Origin of the sequence: Streptomyces sp. NPDC056160, from assembly GCF_042268205.1 — a bacterium.
Taxonomy (GTDB): Bacteria; Actinomycetota; Actinomycetes; order Streptomycetales; family Streptomycetaceae; genus Streptomyces.
The window spans coordinates 26298-41690 of sequence record NZ_JBHJUW010000071.1 but is presented as its reverse complement, the minus strand read 5'-3'; the positions used below and the strand labels follow the sequence as shown (position 1 = coordinate 41690).

14 protein-coding genes are annotated in these 15393 nt (G+C 69.6%); 10 read left to right on the top strand and 4 right to left on the bottom strand.

Annotation, left to right across the window (positions count from 1 at the left end; genetic code table 11):
• Positions 1 to 165: 165 nt before the first annotated feature.
• Both ACFC02_RS24780 and ACFC02_RS24775 read right to left on the bottom strand, forming a co-directional pair.
• Positions 166 to 1149: a Dyp-type peroxidase gene (locus ACFC02_RS24780; protein WP_376361291.1), complete on the bottom strand. Its 984-nt coding sequence runs from the start codon at positions 1147 to 1149 to the stop codon at positions 166 to 168.
• 63 nt (positions 1150 to 1212) lie between these two features.
• Positions 1213 to 1587, bottom strand: a complete 375-nt coding sequence (locus ACFC02_RS24775) for a DUF488 domain-containing protein (RefSeq protein WP_376361288.1) — start codon at positions 1585 to 1587, stop codon at positions 1213 to 1215.
• On the opposite strand from ACFC02_RS24775, the gene ACFC02_RS24770 reads away from it, so the two are divergent.
• The 5 genes from ACFC02_RS24770 (at position 1586) to ACFC02_RS24750 (ending at position 5882) form a co-directional block, all read left to right on the top strand.
• Positions 1586 to 2005 (top strand): hypothetical protein, encoded by a 420-nt coding sequence (locus ACFC02_RS24770; RefSeq protein ID WP_376361285.1) that lies wholly within the window; start codon positions 1586 to 1588, stop codon positions 2003 to 2005. The genes ACFC02_RS24775 and ACFC02_RS24770 overlap by 2 nt on opposite strands.
• 163 nt (positions 2006 to 2168) lie before the next feature.
• Positions 2169 to 3584, top strand: a complete 1416-nt coding sequence (locus tag ACFC02_RS24765; protein ID WP_376361282.1) for a DEAD/DEAH box helicase — start codon at positions 2169 to 2171, stop codon at positions 3582 to 3584.
• A gap of 213 nt (positions 3585 to 3797) precedes the next feature.
• Positions 3798 to 4040 (top strand): DUF5302 domain-containing protein, encoded by a 243-nt coding sequence (locus ACFC02_RS24760; RefSeq protein WP_376361279.1) that lies wholly within the window; start codon positions 3798 to 3800, stop codon positions 4038 to 4040.
• Between the two features lie 823 nt (positions 4041 to 4863).
• Entirely contained in the window at positions 4864 to 5226 is a 363-nt protein-coding gene (locus ACFC02_RS24755; RefSeq protein WP_376361276.1) for a hypothetical protein, read from the top strand.
• The gene (locus ACFC02_RS24750; protein WP_376361273.1) at positions 5223 to 5882 is read left to right on the top strand and encodes a nucleotidyl transferase AbiEii/AbiGii toxin family protein; all 660 of its coding nucleotides are present in this window, start codon (positions 5223 to 5225) and stop codon (positions 5880 to 5882) included. Before ACFC02_RS24755 ends, ACFC02_RS24750 begins: the two co-directional genes overlap by 4 nt.
• A gap of 436 nt (positions 5883 to 6318) precedes the next feature.
• Here the strand turns inward: ACFC02_RS24750 and ACFC02_RS24745 are convergent, their stop codons facing one another.
• The gene (locus ACFC02_RS24745; protein ID WP_376361270.1) at positions 6319 to 7707 is read right to left on the bottom strand and encodes a hypothetical protein; all 1389 of its coding nucleotides are present in this window, start codon (positions 7705 to 7707) and stop codon (positions 6319 to 6321) included.
• 1033 nt (positions 7708 to 8740) lie between these two features.
• Here ACFC02_RS24745 and ACFC02_RS24740 point away from each other — a divergent pair.
• From ACFC02_RS24740 to ACFC02_RS24725, 4 genes are all read left to right on the top strand, one after another.
• On the top strand, positions 8741 to 9058 hold the full coding sequence (locus ACFC02_RS24740; protein ID WP_376361267.1) for a helix-turn-helix domain-containing protein: 318 nt from the start codon (positions 8741 to 8743) through the stop codon (positions 9056 to 9058).
• On the top strand, positions 9045 to 9563 hold the full coding sequence (locus ACFC02_RS24735; protein ID WP_376361264.1) for an ImmA/IrrE family metallo-endopeptidase: 519 nt from the start codon (positions 9045 to 9047) through the stop codon (positions 9561 to 9563). Before ACFC02_RS24740 ends, ACFC02_RS24735 begins: the two co-directional genes overlap by 14 nt.
• A 655-nt stretch (positions 9564 to 10218) precedes the next feature.
• Complete coding sequence (locus tag ACFC02_RS24730) at positions 10219 to 11223, top strand: cyclic GMP-AMP synthase DncV-like nucleotidyltransferase (RefSeq protein WP_376361261.1); 1005 nt, start codon at positions 10219 to 10221, stop codon at positions 11221 to 11223.
• A gap of 50 nt (positions 11224 to 11273) precedes the next feature.
• Positions 11274 to 12959 (top strand): ThiF family adenylyltransferase, encoded by a 1686-nt coding sequence (locus ACFC02_RS24725; protein WP_376361258.1) that lies wholly within the window; start codon positions 11274 to 11276, stop codon positions 12957 to 12959.
• Between the two features lie 200 nt (positions 12960 to 13159).
• Here ACFC02_RS24725 and ACFC02_RS24720 read toward each other — a convergent pair whose 3' ends face one another.
• Positions 13160 to 14293, bottom strand: coding sequence for an SAVED domain-containing protein (locus ACFC02_RS24720; RefSeq protein WP_376361254.1), 1134 nt, complete (start codon positions 14291 to 14293; stop codon positions 13160 to 13162).
• A gap of 658 nt (positions 14294 to 14951) precedes the next feature.
• Between ACFC02_RS24720 and panD the strand changes: the two genes are divergently transcribed.
• A complete protein-coding gene (panD, locus tag ACFC02_RS24715; RefSeq protein ID WP_376361251.1) occupies positions 14952 to 15371 on the top strand; it encodes an aspartate 1-decarboxylase in 420 nt (139 codons plus the stop codon).
• Positions 15372 to 15393: the final 22 nt, after the last annotated feature.

Sequence of the window (15393 nt, the reverse complement as noted above, 5' to 3'; positions counted from 1 at the left end):
GGCCGTATCGAGGGGCGGGCGGTCAACCGGCCCCCCGGCTGACACCCGCGTCCCGCACCGGCCCGCGGGCCGGTGCGGGAGGCTCAGGAGGAGGCGCTGAGCGCCACCACGGCCTCGTCGGCGCTGACCGGGAACGCCGGTGTCCGGCGGGGCCTGGACATGTGATCAGGCACCTTCGAGACCGCCGGCGCCCTGGGAACGCTCCGGCACGGAGGCGGCCGCCGGCGCGGGCGGCGGACCGTCGAGGAAGTCGGCGCTCGGCACGTGGAAGAGGCCGCCGGTGACCGCCGTGGAGAAGTCGAGGATCCGGTCGTGCACGCCGGGCCGGTCGCCGAGGAACATGTTCCGCAGCATCTGCTCGATCACCGCGGGCGTACGCGCGTACCCGATGAAGTAGGTGCCGAACTCGCCCGCGCCGATCCGGCCGAAGGGCATGTTGTCCCGCACGATCTTCCGTTCGGTGCCGTCCTCGTCGGTGACCGTGTTGAGCGCGACGTGCGAGTCGGCGGGTTTGACGTCGTCGGGCATCTCCACGTTGTCCGGCTTGGAGCGGCCGATGACCTTCTCCTGCTCCTCGACCGGCAGTGCCTTCCAGGCCGTGAGGTCGTGCAGGTACTTCTGCACGACGACGTAACTGCCGCCCGCGAATCCGGGGTCCTCCGCGCCGACGTGGACGGCGTCGACGGCCGGCCGGCCCTCCGGGTTCTCGCTGCCGTCGACGAAGCCGAGCAGGTCGCGTTCGTCGAAGGACTTGAAGCCGTGCACCTCGTCCACCACGGTGACGGCACCGCGCAGGCGCTCGCCGATCAGCTGGGCCGTCTCGAAACAGAGGTCCATGCGCCGGGCGCGCAGGTGGAAGAGCAGGTCGCCCGGGGTGGACGGAGCGTGGTGACGGGCGCCGGTCAGCGGCACGAACGGGTGCAGGTCGCGCGGGCGCGGTCCGGCGAAGAGGCGGTCCCAGGCGGCGGAGCCGATGCCCACGACGCAGCTGAGTTCGTCGTCCGGCGCCCTAAAACCCACCGACCGCTTCAGACCGGCCACGTCGGGGAGCAGGTCGCGCACGGCGGTCTCACCACCGGAGGTGATGGCGCACACGAGGAAGAGGGCGGACCGGGCGGGCGGAGCGATCACGGACTGCGACTCGACCACGGAACGTGCCTCCAGGTTCGTGACGCGGGATGGGCCGGGCGTGACGTCAGCCGGTCGCGCCCGTCAGGCGCCCCGGCGCCCGGCGTGGTTCAGCCAGTCGGCGAGGACCGCGGCTTCGCTGTGGTCCACGTCCTTGGTGGCGGTGAGCAGGGTGACGTCGTCCCGGGCCGCCAGCTCACGCAGACGCTCGACGGCCGTGCGGTGATCGGGGTCGCCCAGCTCGGAGGCGTAACGGCGGCGGAACTCGGCGAAGCGGTCGGCATCGTGGTGGTACCAGCGGCGCAGATCGGTGGAGGGGGCGACGTCCCGCAGCCACTCGTCCAGGTGGGCGTCCTCTTTGCTCACGCCCCTGGGCCACAGGCGGTCGACGAGGACACGCCTGCCGTCCCGCGGCGACACGTCCTCGTAGATCCTTCGGTAGCTGATCTGTCCGGCCATGACGACACCCTTCCGGATCGACCGGCCCGCTCCGGCCCGTCACATTCTATCGGCGGACCCGGACCCGGACCCGGACCCGGCACCCGAACACGAGCCGGAGCGCCGACGCGGTGCCCGTCCGGCGCAGGAGGCTGCTCTCGGCCGTCCCCGCCGGGCCCTCGTCCCGCTGACGCCCGTTCCGCCGCCGCACCTGCCGCTCTGGACCGGGCCGCTGGTGGGCAACCTGCCGTCGAGTTTCATCAGGAGCTTGCCGACGATGCCCCGCTACGTGAACCGGCTGCTCGGGCGGTGGCTGCGGCCACCACCGGACGAACCGGCGAGGACCGCCCCGCGCGGCCTCGGTGCCGTCGCGGTGGCGCCGCCCTTCCGGGCTGTCGTCCTCCACCTCTTCACGGCCCGGTTCCGGACGCTGCCCTGACGACCCGGACGAGCGGGAAGGGGGCCATGTCATCTGTTGTGTTAGCCTGACGCGTTTGCGTGGTCGTCGCGGTGGGCGATTCACCCTGTTCGGTTCCGCCGGTGCGCGGGCTGTTCGATCCTGCCGGGCCTTCCTCGGTACGTTCCCCTGCGGAAGGCTGGTCATGAAGCATCCCGACGGCTCCGGCATCGCTCAGGGCGGTCCCGCCCAGCGCGGGGCCACGACCCCGGCGCTGCCCCCTGCCGCCTCCTTCGCCGACCTGGAACTGCCGGTGGAGGTGGTGCGGACACTGAGCGGACTCGGGGTGCGCGAACCCTTCCCGATCCAGGCCGCCACACTGCCCGACGCCCTGGAGGGGCGCGATGTCCTGGGGCGCGGGCGCACCGGATCGGGCAAGACGCTCGCCTTCGGCCTGCCGCTGCTGACACGTACGGCTGGGCGGCGCGCCGAACCGAAGCAGCCCCTCGCGCTGATTCTCGTGCCCACACGGGAGCTGGCCCAACAGGTCACCGAGGCGCTGGCACCGTACGCCGAGGCACTGCGGCTGCGCATGGCCACGGTCGTCGGAGGCCTGTCGACCGGCCGGCAGGTCGCCGCGCTGCGCCAGGGAGCCGAGGTGGTCGTCGCCACCCCCGGACGCCTGCACGACCTGATCGAGCGCAACGCCTGCCGCCTGGGACGGGTGCGGATCACCGTGCTGGACGAGGCCGACCACATGTGCGACCTGGGATTCCTGCCGCAGGTCGTCGACGCGCTCGACCAGGTGCACCCCGACGGCCAGCGGATGCTGTTCTCGGCCACTTTGGACCGCGACGTCGACCAGCTGGTCAGCCGCTACCTCCGCGACCCCGTCGTCCACTCCGTCGACCCGCCCGCGGGCACGGTCTCGACGATGGAGCACCACCTTCTGGTCGTCCACGGCCCCGACCTCTACGCCGTCGTCACGGAGATCGCCGCCCGCGACGGCCGCGTCCTGCTGTTCCGCGACACCAAGCACGCCGTCGACCAGCTCACCCGGCACCTGCGGGCCGTCGGGGTGCACGCCGGGGCCCTGCACAGCGGCAAGTCCCAGCCCCAGCGCACACGGACCCTGACGCAGTTCAAGAACGGCCTGATCACCGTTCTGGTGGCGACCGACGTCGCGGCCCGCGGCCTGCACGTCGACGACCTCGACCTCGTGGTCAACGTCGACCCGCCCGCCGACCCCAAGGACTACGTGCACCGGGCCGGACGCACCGCCCGCGCCGGTGCGTCCGGCAGGGTGGTCACGCTCGTGCAGGCGGCCGGGCGCCGCGAGACGAGCCGCATGATGGCCGGGGCCGGCATCGAGCCGACCGTCACCAAGGTGCGCTCGGGCGAGGCGGAGCTGAGCCGCATCACCGGCGCCAAGGCCCCCTCCGGCACCCCGCTCGACGGCGGACCCGCCGCCCCCCGGCCCAAGAACACCAATGCTCCCTTCCGCGGCCTCGGCACCGGCAAGGACCTCACCCGCGGCGCCGGCGGCAAGTCCCGCAAGGCCGGGGAGGCCCGCAAGCTCGCCGAGGCCCGCAAGGCCGCCCGCGTGCGCCGCAACGGCTGAGAGCCGTCGCCCTGTCAGCGGATCTCCCGGCTACGGGCCCGGCCCCCCTCGGCGGCCCGAAGCCGTCCAGTGCACCCCCGCCCACGAAGCGAACGCCCTCGACCAGGGCGGGGGCGCCCGCCCGAAACGAAGCGGGATCATGCCGCCGGCGCCACGCACCGCGTCCGGCATGACAAGCTGTGCTTGCCCCATCCCCGAACCCAGGAGGTCATCATGACCGCAGAGCCCGTGACTACGGAAGGTTCGGAGCCGGCCGACGCCGAGACGCCCCCTCTGGCGCCGGACGACGACGGCAACTACGACCTCAAGCGCAAGTTCCGCGAAGCCCTGGCACGCAAGCGCGGCGCGCAGGCGGACGCCGCCGATGCCGCGGCCAACCCGGATGCGTCGAAGGTGCGTGCGGCGCACGGCCCGGCCGCGAGCCAGCGGTCCTTCAGGCGCAAGAGCGGCGGCTGAGCCGACCGGTCCCGCGGTCCGGCCGCAGGACCGGCAGGCCGCGCGCCGGCCACTCGCCGGCCCGGTGCCGTGGCCCGCAACGCGCGCATGCGATGTGCGCGTTGCGGGTGAGGTGCACCGGGGTGCTCGCCTGCAGGAATGACCCCATGGCGGCCGACGCGGGCCGACGGCGCCGCCGCACCGGCACTCCGGCCTCGGCGTCCGGCCGGCCACGTCGCACGGTGGCCAGGACGTGGCGGACGGCCCGTCCCGCTCCGCCACCCCCGCCGACGTCCGGGGCAGGATGCTGACGCACCTGACGCGACGTCAGCCCGACAGGTGCCGGTGTACAGTGAAGAACGCCCTTGACCTGCAGAAAGCAGGCAGGGAGCCGTCTTCTAGGAGTGCTGAATGCTGCGCACCATGCTCAAGTCGAAGATCTAGCTTGGGTGTTTCCGCGGGTCAGAGCCATGATTGCCGCCTTCGGGTCAGCAAATGGTCAGTATCGGGCGCGGGAGCGTCCCAGCTTGCTGACCAGGTGGCCGCCATGACGGGTGACCTCGACAGGTCTCTGGCTCCCACCGAAGCCGCAGCCGGTCCGACCGCGGCGGCCCTCCGCGTGACCTGCTGCGTCATGATCACCCGCGCCCGCAGGCGGGCTTGGTCCGGGCGTGCAGGGCAGCCGGTTGCCGCGCCGCATGGGGGCCTGCACGGGTAGGCGAGGATGCGCTAAGCGCCCACTGGGTGAGATATCCGAGAAGGGCGGGTGGCCGCCTGACCCGTATGTACGGCAGGGGCCCCCGTATCCGCCATGCCGCCGCCTCCCAGCAGCGATACTGGATGCATGGACACGACGAGCACCGTCCCCCGCGCCGAGATGCTGCGGGACCGCTACCGCAGCCGGTTGCCCGAGCGTTTGCAGGAGCTGGCGGGCCCCATCGAGGGTGACGTGGACCTGCCGCTCCACATCGTCTGGTCCGGGCGGACGAGCTACAGCCTGGACCGTCCGAAGTCCCGCATGACGCTCTACCGGACCGTCCTCGCCGAAGGACTGAGTGAGGACCTGGTGGCCCTCCTGCACCACCGGCTGCTCACCGAGCAGTGGCCTGTGCTGCGGCGCTTGATCAGTCCCTACATCCGCGAGGTCTGGGAGGACGCCTTCCCCGAGCTGCTCCGCACCGCTCCAGCCGACACGACCGCCGCGTGAAGCTCACTCCGCTCCACGAGCGTCTCCTCGCCGACATCCTCGACATCGGCTCCCCTTACCCTCTGGTCCTCACCGGCGGATACGCCGTGCAGGCCCACGGCCTGGTCGAACGCTTCAGCCGTGACCTCGACGTCGCCACCGAGAATCCCGCTCCGATGCAGGAGATCGTCGCCTCGCTCACAGCAGGTCTCAGCGGGCGAGGATGGCGGACCACGCACGTCCAGACCGATCCGCTCAGCGGCCGGTTCCTCGTCACGGATCCGGACACCGGCGAGGAGTGCGAGGTCGATGTCCTCAAGGAGGCGTTCTGGGCTCCGCCCGCTCAGACCCCCTACGGCCCCGTGCTTTCCCTCGACGACGTGATCGGCACCAAGGTGCGTGCTCTCGCCGACCGCGGCACCGTCCGCGACCTCATCGACGTCCAGGCCGCATCCCGCCACCGCTCCACCGCAGACCTCGAATCCCTGGGCCGCCGTCGCGCCCACGACGAGTTCAGCCTCGAAGACCTCCGGGACCGGCTCATCGGCGCGGACTGGTACGAGGATGAGGATTACACCGCGTACGGGCTCACCTCCCGGCAGATCGAAGAACTCAAGGCGTGGGCGCTGGAGTGGGCGGAGGATCTGGGTGCGCGGATCCATGACGAGAACGCCTGAGAGGCGGTCATCGCGTCCATCCCCTCTACCGCCGTTGCAACGAGAGGATGCGGTGTGGCCAGCAGGTTCCAACCCGGATTCGTCCACGGTGGGTGGCTGCCCTGCACGACGGATGTGCGTGGCGGCCGCGCGATACCCCGCAGTGGACTCACGGCGAAACCGGGCTGCGGTAACGGTCAAACACTGCATCCCGCTCCCACTCCCAGGTCCAGTCCGGGCCTCAACGGTGGAACTCGGTATCGGCCACCTTGAAGAATTGGTCGGAAGGCTTCCGGCTGGATCCGCTGCCGTCCTTCGGGGCGGGTGAGCAAGACCATGCTCTGCATCGCCCGCGCCTACACCGTCACCGCGAGTCGAGGCCCACGCTGCTGGCCGTCACGTGGTTTGGTCGTCCGCCCAGAGGCCGGCCGGACGGAACTGTCGTCTCAGCGGTGCGTCAGCGAGGCGGGCGCGCGCAGGGTTCCTCGTTCTGCCCCGGCAGCAGCCGCAGGGCGAAGACGGAGCCGTCGGCGTGGACGGAGACCGGACCGCCCCAGTCCTTGTCGAAGGTGAGGCGGGGGCGGACGTGGCGGCTCGCGTGGACGAGGGCGCGGTACTCCTCGATGTCGCCCCTGGCGAGGAGTCGGAAGACCTCCTTGTCCACGCCGGAGAACGCCTCGACGCGGGGGCCGTTGAGGCGGAAGACGTGGTCGGTGCCGACGTACTCGTTGCCGAAGAGGGTGTGGGCGGCGTCCTGGATGCTCATGCTGGCCGCGTGTTCGAGACCGGTGAAGCGTTTGCGACCCTGCCGGTCGGTCAGGTGGCGGGCGGTGGCGTGGCCGGAGCCGGTGAAGGCCATGAGGCCCGCTGCCGTCGTGTGGGCCAGGGACTCCTGAAACCAGGCGTAGTCCTTCGGCTGCACGTGGCAGCCCCGTACGGGCTCCCGTGCCACCAGGCCCTCGGCCGGCGGATGGATGTCCGGCATCACGTTCGCCTGGAACGGCGGGGCGTTCCGGTTCGCTTCCCGGCCCTCAGCCGGGGACAGCCGACCGCCGCTGCCCGGCGCTTGGAGGGTGTGGACGGTCATCGTGGCGCCGTCCGTTGGGAGTTGTGTGCTGAACAGCAGGCCGGGGGTCTCGTTCCACGTGCCGATGTGGACCGCTTCAGCGTGAGCCGAGGCGGAGGCCAGTTGCTCGGCGGAGGTGGCGGAGTCGCTGTGGTTGCCCTTGCAGGCGAGGGTGATGGCAAGGGACGGCTCGCCCGGCCGCCAGACCTCGGCGAAGTACTGGGGACGATAGCGGTACTTCACCTTCTCGCCCTTGTCCCTGCTGGTGAGGGCCCAGCCCGCGCGTAACGCCGTGTCTGCGGGGACTATCGTCACCGAATGGTCGGGGAAACGGCTGCGCAGCATGTGCTCGCTGACCGTGAGCGCGAAGCCGATGCCGAGCTCCCCGGACTGCAGCGACTTGTAGTGGTCCGCGATGCGGTGGCCTTCGTCGGTGAGGCCGAGGAAGGAGTCACGACCGCCGGCCAGGGCCTGGGTGTACTTGAGTGCGCCCCAGTGCTCCGCCAGCCCCCGGCCCGCACCGCGCCACGACAGGGCAGTGGCCCGGGCGAGGGTGTGGAGCACGTCCCAGAGGGTCACTTCGAACTGCCGGGGCAGCTCTGTCGGCAGGATCGGGACGAGGGCGGGCTTCCGGCGGAGCGGCTCGTCCTCGTTCTCCTTCCGCTTCTCGTCGTCCGCCGTGATGGCGGCCTTCACCTTCCCGACGAGCGCGTCGTCGGAGTGGACGGAGACGTTCGAGGGCCGGGTCAGGTCCTGGAGCACTTCCTCGGTCGGCTTCAACAGCTCTCCTTCACGGTGTGCGAGGGCAGTTCGCCATCGGCTGGACCGTACGGAAGGGAGGAGCGGCGCACGCAAGTGCGCAGGGGCGCGTGAGCTGGACTTCGGCCCGGGCGGTCCGGTGTCAGCGCCTCGGCCCTGCCTCGCTCGCGAGTTCCACGCTGCCGAGGGCCTCGGGCGGGCGGCAGGCAGCGAGCCGGTTTCCGGGCGGTCGAGCGCCGACCCGGGCGATTACCAAAAGGAACCGTGTCCCACGAACCAGAGCGATGTCGGTGCCCGACAGGTCGGTGCGGGGACGCACGTCGTCCGTGTGCAGAGTGGTCTCCCGCACCTTTGATGGTTCATCAGGCAAGTCAGCATCCGGTCAGCATGAGTTGCTGGGCTCTCCCGGATAATTGCCCGAACAGGCGCCGGCGCGGCGCGAAAGCCCAGGCGCGAAGCTGTCCCGTCCGAGCGGAGCGATAATCCTCACAATCCTCGACCGGCGCGTCCCGGTGTACGGTCGAGACTGCCCTTGACCTGCATAAAGCAGGCAGAGAGCCGTCTGACTATTTGGCGTCGCCGCAGGTCAGGGGCATCACGTGCCCCTCTCAGGTCAGCAAGACGGTCAGCATGCGCCCTGGCCGTGCTCCCGCTTGCTGACCTTCGACCTGCTTCGTCCGCTGGTAGTACAGCGGGGGGTGCCCATGCTGATCTGGGAAGACGGCAGCAGGTGTGGCCTTCTGGCGTGAGCTGGTCCGGGAATGGTCCGGATCTTGGTGCGCACTGGCCATCGCAGAACCACCCGGCGGGATAGAAGTGCGCGGGCGCGCCGCATGGCTGCCCCTGCCCCGGCAGGCGATCGACAGTGCTCCTGTCACCGCAGGTACTGTGCGCCTTCTGTCGATTGACGGCATCCCGCCATTCCCAGGCAAACCTTGCCGTCCGGCGGCCAGGTGAAGCAGGCCGGTCCGGTCAGCGTGTCACCGCCCAGGGCTGGTCGGGTGCAGGGCAGGGAACTAGGTTGTCAGTGAGACTGGCAGCGCTTGGGGGATATGTGGACGAGCGGGAGTTCAACGAGACCGTTGCCCGGCTGATCCGTGAGGCGCGGATACGGGCCGGGGTGACGCAGGAGTACGTAGGGCGTCAGGCGGGGCTGACGCGCGGTTCGATCACGAACATCGAGTCGGGGACCCAGACCCCGCCTCTTTACCGGCTTGCCTTGATTGCCGCAGCGGTCAACGCAGACCCTGCCGACCTGCTTCCCTCGCTCCACTTGGACGAAGCGTCCGGACTTGCCGCGCGGCATGCCGCCGATGTTGCCGCGGTGTGGGCGCAGGCCTCAAAGAGGAGGGGTGTCCGTGGCGAAGGCTGACCTGGCGGCCCGCGGGCTGCTGCGGGAATTCCGGATCGACGTCCCGCCGGTCGACCCCTTCGCCCTGGCCGAACACCTCGGCGTCCTGGTCGTCCCGCAGCACATGGACGACGACGTCTCTGGCATGCTCCTGCGCAAGGACGGAGCCTGCGTCATCGGCGTCAACCAAGCGCACTCGTTCGAACGGCGGCGCTTCACGGTGGCGCACGAACTGGGGCACCTGCGCCTGCACGAAGGACGCCCGCTTATTCTGGACACCGACGCGCGCGTGAACTACCGCAACGCGGTCTCGAGCATGGCCACGGACCGCGAGGAGATCGATGCCAACCGATTCGCCGCGGCGCTGCTGGCCCCGGAGGACATGGTCCGCCGGGCGTCACAGCACATTAGCTTCCGCACGACGGACGACCTCGTGCGGGTCCTGGCCAAGCGTTTCCAGTTGAGTGAGGTGGCCATGACTTACCGTCTGATGAACCTCGGTATCGTCTCCGGCCCCGCTCACTGACACCACCTGGACCCGGCCGCCGGCCCGACCCTCTGCCGCGCCCTGCGCGTTCCTGGCGCCGCCCTGCCACGCCCGCTTGGGAGCCGTGCCCCTCTCGCCTCCCCCGCCCCCAGTTTGCCCAAGGCTGAGGGGGAGGAGCCGAACCAGCCACTGTCTGGCCCGCACTGAGGAGATGTCAGCCAGACTGACCTTCAAAAAGTGTCTTGCGTGAGTGTCGCTGCGTGTGGTGTACTTGTTACCGCAGAGAGTGACCGGTCTCTGTGCATAACGGGTGGCCCCTGCTCGGCGTGAGGCTGACGGACAATCCACCCCCCGGGCGGTACCGCGTACGCGTGCCTGGCCACGATGGCCGGCATCGTCGACCGGACCGCACCGGCTCCCCTCGATGGCCAGCCGTCACCCAAGGCCATCCGCTGATGCTGTGCATCGGCCGACCCTCTGCCCAGTGCCATGGCCGGCCCCCTCCGCGAGCCCACACCAGGCCCCTCGCGCAAGCACACCCATGTGCGCACCACCGCGCCCCATCGCGGGCAAGCCCACATGCCTTCGCGGGCCCTTCATGCCCTATTCCGTCACCTCTCCCGTCGGCGTGCCCCCACACCCATTTCGTCACCCTGAGCCCTCAGCCGACTCGCCGCAGAAAGGAATCCTCGCCATGCAGTGCCGCAAGAACTTCGACACCTTCCTCAAGAACACCGTGAACCTCAGCCAGGCCAAGCTCATCCTCCTCGACGTACGCGTCGAGGCCATCTACAAGGCCCTCAAGGCCGACTCCGAACTCGGCTCGCTCATCAGCGGCAAGAAGCCTCAGGGCTCCTGGGCGCAGCGCACCATCATCAACCCCGTCGGCGACAGCGAGTTCGACGCCGACTTCATGCTCCACCTCACCGAGAACACCGAGTGGGCAGACAGGCCCAAGATCTACATCGACAAGGTCTACGCCGCGCTCCACCGTCACAGCATCTACGGCGCCATGCCTCACACCCGCAAGTGTCGCTGCGTGCAGCTCAGCTACGCCAACTCTATGCACGTCGACATCGTCCCCTACCTTCAGCTGGCCGACGGCCGCCAGGTGATCGTCAACCGCGACACCAACACCTGGGAGCAGACCAACCCGGCCGGGTTTACCGCCTGGATGCAGAAGAAGGATGGCATCGCCAACAAGAACCTGCGCAAGGTCATCCGCCTGATGAAGTACCTGCGCAACCACCGCGGCTCCTTCACCGGCACCCGCTCCATCATCCTTACCACCCTGCTCGGCGAACGCGTCGAGGAGATCAAGAAGCTCATGGACCCCGGCTGCTACAGCGACGTGCCCACCACCTTGCTCACCATCGTCGAGGACCTCGACCGATGGCTGCAGGAGCGCCCCTACAAGCCCTCCATCGCCGACCCTTCCGGATCGGGCGTCACCTTCGACCACCGCTGGGACCAGACGACCTACAGCTACTTCCGGGCCCGCATCCACGCCCACGCCCGCGAGATCCGCGAAGCCTACGACGAGCCGGACTACGACCGCAGCGTGCGGCTGTGGCGCACGCTGTTCGGCGACGCCTTCCCCGGCCAGCCGCGTGCCGCCGCCTCCCTCACACCCACGGTGGCCAAGTTCGCCACCCCGCTGCTCATCACCACGACCTCCCGCACCGGACGTGCCGGATGACCAAACGCAAGTCGCCCGCAGCCCGCCCCAGCCTCTCCCAGCGTTGCCTCTTGGAGGAGCTCACCGCGCTGGCAGCCGCGCACGAGCCGGACCTGCGCATCACCGGCCGCCCCCGTATCGACACTGACGGCCTGGTCACCATCCCCATCAGCGTCTGCACCGGCAGCACGCCACGTGCTCCAGGAGGACTGCAGCTCAAGGAGAGTGAGGACTTCCTCCTCGCTCTGCCCGCCACCCCGATGATGCCGCCCCAGGTGCGCACCCCCCACATTCGGTTCGCCGGCACCCCGCATATCCTGCAGGGTGATCGACTGTGCCTCTACCTCGATCCGGCCCGCGAATGGGACCCCGCTGCCGGAATCACCCCCGTCATCAACCGCCTGTGGCAGTGGCTCAGCGACGCCGCAGCCGGCAGGTTCGATCCCGCCACCGCGCTTTACCACCCCGTCGGGGGTGTCCTGCACTACACCCCGGGCACTCCCACCGTCGTCGTACGAGAACCTGTCTCCCACCGGTCGGCCATGGCATGGCTCACCCAGCGCACCACCGACCGGCTCGACCTGACCAGCGCCCCCGCAGACTCCAACAGCCACCGCACCCCGATCCTGCCAGTGGACGCGCTGCCCCTGGGCGCGGGCAGCACTCTGGCCGAACTCCTCACCCTCACCCACCCCGCCACTGCCTACGCCCCGCAACCGGCCGACGCCCCATCCTCGGCGCTGCTGAAGGCACTCGCCGCCAGCGCCCTGCGTAACCCCGAAGGCACCGCCCAGTACTTCGTCCTCGCCGTCCGACACCCCGCCACACCCGCAGCGTCCCCCTTCCTCCTCGCCGGCCGCCTGCCGACCCAGGCCAGCGACACGCTGCGCCGCCTCGCACGCCGCGCGACCCCCAGCCGCCTGGGCAGTCTGCCCGAGGACTTGGCCCACGCCTCCATCGCATGGTGCTACCTCTCCGACGAACGCGCCGAAGTCACCACCCGCCGTGACACCCTCCGCCCCGTCCGCGCGTTCCAGGACTGTCACATCCACATCTGGGGCTGTGGCGGCATCGGCTCCTGGGCAGCCGAGATGGTGGCCCGGGCCGGCGCCTCACATCTCACCCTCTGCGACCCCGGCCGTGTCACCGGCGGCCTCCTGGTGCGGCAGAACTACACCGAACGCCACATCGGCATGACCAAGGCGACAGCACTGGCCTCCCACCTGCGGACCATCCGTGACGACATCCGCATCGACATCGCGACCCCGCCCCCCGACCCCGCCCTCCTGACCGCTGCGGACCAAGCCGATCTCATCATCGACGCCACTGTCAGCATCACCGCCGGACGCTTCCTCGACCTCCTCGCCCAGCAGCCCCACCGCAAAGCCGTCCTGTCCCAGCTCGCCACGGACAGCCTCACCGCTAGCCTGGGAATCCTCACCATCGCCGCCCCCGGCACCCACACCCCCCTGTCCACCATCGATCACACCGCTGGCGGCCACGTCCTTAGCGCCCCCGACCTCGAGGCGTACCACGCACTGTGGGCCGAACCCGCCCCGGACGACGAACTGCGCCCCACAAGAGGCTGCTCCACTCCCACATTCCACGGCTCCGCCGCCGACCTGATGGCAACCACCGCCACCCTGATCACCCTGCTGGGCATCCAGATGCGCCACCCCGTATCCGGGATCCACCTGTGCGCCCAGCCCCACACCAGGACAGCCCCGGCACACCGCTTCATTCCGTACAGCGAGTAGGGAGCACTGCCCGCGTCTCTGGACCTGCGGCCCTGCATCCCCGGCAGGGCCGTCAGCCCCTTGAGGCTGCCGGGCGTCGGCAAGATCTGCACCCCCCAGCTCCGCTCCGGCAGAACTCGGGATACCCCGCCGCGGCCACATCTCCAAGCCCTGATGAGGAGGCGCTCCACGGCGCCGCAGGCCGGGCCGCCGTGCGCAGGTCAGCCGGGAACCTGCCCCACCTCCAAGGTGGGCATGTAGCTGCCCGCCAAGCGCTCGTAGATCACGAGCTGCGGGTGCACCTGCGGATGGTGAGCACGGCCCAGGGCGATTGCCGCGGAGACGGGAACGGCAGGCAGGACATGCAGGCGGCGCAGCGACTTTGCCTCCCTTTCCAGCCGTGCGAGAAGCGTCCGTAGCGTTTCCTCCATCTGTTGCAGTGACGCCCGGCACCGCAGTATGTCCGGACCGGCCTGCGTGCCCACCGGGCTGACCTCGTAGCGGCGCAGCGCCGAAAGGTCCCGCGGAACCTCCGAAGGCGCGATGCTCCCGGAGATGTTCATCACGACGACAGCCTCGTCCCGGTCTTGCCCGGCCTGAACCGGATGCGCGGCGAACTCGGTCACCGGGCCGCTCTCGGCAGACCACACCCAGGACTGCTCGTGTCGGTGGCGTTGGTAGATGTGCGTCGGCACGGTGTCGTCCAAGAGCGACCCGAGATAGACCAGCAATGGCAGACGCGCGAATCCGAACACGCTCAGATGCTGCACGGATTCCCGCTCTATCCCTGGTCGCAGCCGGTTTCGGACCACGTCATCGATGACCTTGGTCGCCTGCCGATAGTAGTGACGGCTGGCCTCGGCGGCAGATTCCGCGTCCCAGGCAGCGGCTGCCTGCTCGCCGGGAATGTGCCGCAGATCTATCTCCACACCGTGCCGGGAGTAGGACTCCAGATACAAAGGAAACCGGCGGCCTGCCGTCACAGCGTCCGCAGCGGTCTCCCGCGACAGCTCGACGGCATTTCCGTGCACCGACCCCACCATCCGCACCACCGTGGTGGCCCTCTCCGGCCCCAACGCGGTCAGGTGCCTGACACGGTCCTCATGCTCCTGCTTCACACGGCGCAGCCACTCGACGGTGAAGACGTCCAGCGCGGCCTTCGCATCGATCTCCATATGTTGCTGGGCACACAGCAGCATCAGATTGTCCGCCTCATCCCGCAACGCCTTCTCCAACAGATCCCCGCCGCGCGGCGAGCGCGGATCAGTGCTCTGCCCAACGATGTGCGCGACCTCCCCCAAAGGAAGCGTCCGTCCCGACATCGCCCCCTCCAGCAGGTATGCGTTGCACAGCATGCACCTGCCTCCACTGCGCACCCATACGGCGAGAACCGCCTTGGATGAAAGACGGCTCCGTTTCCCGCCGCTCCCGCTCATCAGCTCTGCCTCCATCCCTTCGCGACAGACCAGACGCTAGACGACACCTCCCCTGACACCAGGGGGATTTGACAAAGTGCGGCGCAGCCTGGAAGTGCGGCTCCGCACGAGGGCGTGTCCGTGGCGGACCGATACGCGCCCGTAGTGGGCATCGTCGAAAGCCTCAGCAGAGCTGCCGGCATATCTAGCCCCTGCTGCACCTGCGAGTCATGCGGGCGGTTGGACGCCAGCTGGGCCTCGACTTCACCGGGGCCCGGGGGTGCTGGTCCTCATCGCGTCGGCGGCGCTCACTGACACCGACCACCTCGTGGCCGTGCCCTCACGCTCCTGATATGCCGTCAGGTAAGTCAGCGTTTCGTCAGTATCGGTCCTGGCGCGTTCCGCGAAGAGTGTTCGGGTGGGGCGCGTTCGACGAGCCACAACAGCCTGGTTCGTGCGGAAGCCCAGGCAGGGAGTCGGCTCACCGAAGTGAAACGATGTTCCTCACAATCTTCGAGTCCGACGTGTGCCGATGTACAGTGAAGATCGCCCTTGACCTGCACAAAGCAGGCAGGGAGCCGTCATTCAGGAGTCCAAAGTGCTGCGTACTCTGTTCAAGTCCAAGATCCACCGTGCCACCGTCACCCACGCCGACCTGCACTACGTCGGCTCGGTGACCGTCGACGCGGACCTGCTGGACGCCGCCGACCTCCTGCCCGGAGAGCTGGTCCACATCGTCGACATCACCAACGGCGCCCGGCTGGAGACGTACGTCATCGAGGGCGAGCGCGGTTCGGGGGTCATCGGCATCAACGGGGCCGCGGCCCACCTCGTGCACCCCGGTGACCTGGTGATCCTCATCAGCTACGCCCAGGTCGACGACGCCGAGGCGCGGGCGCTGGAGCCGCGGGTGGTCCACGTGGACGCGGACAACCGGATCGTGGAACTGGGCGCCGACCCGTCCGCCCCCGTACCGGCCTCGGACCAGCAGCGCAGCCCGCTGTCCGTGCCCGCCTGACCGCACACCGCGAGGAGAGCGC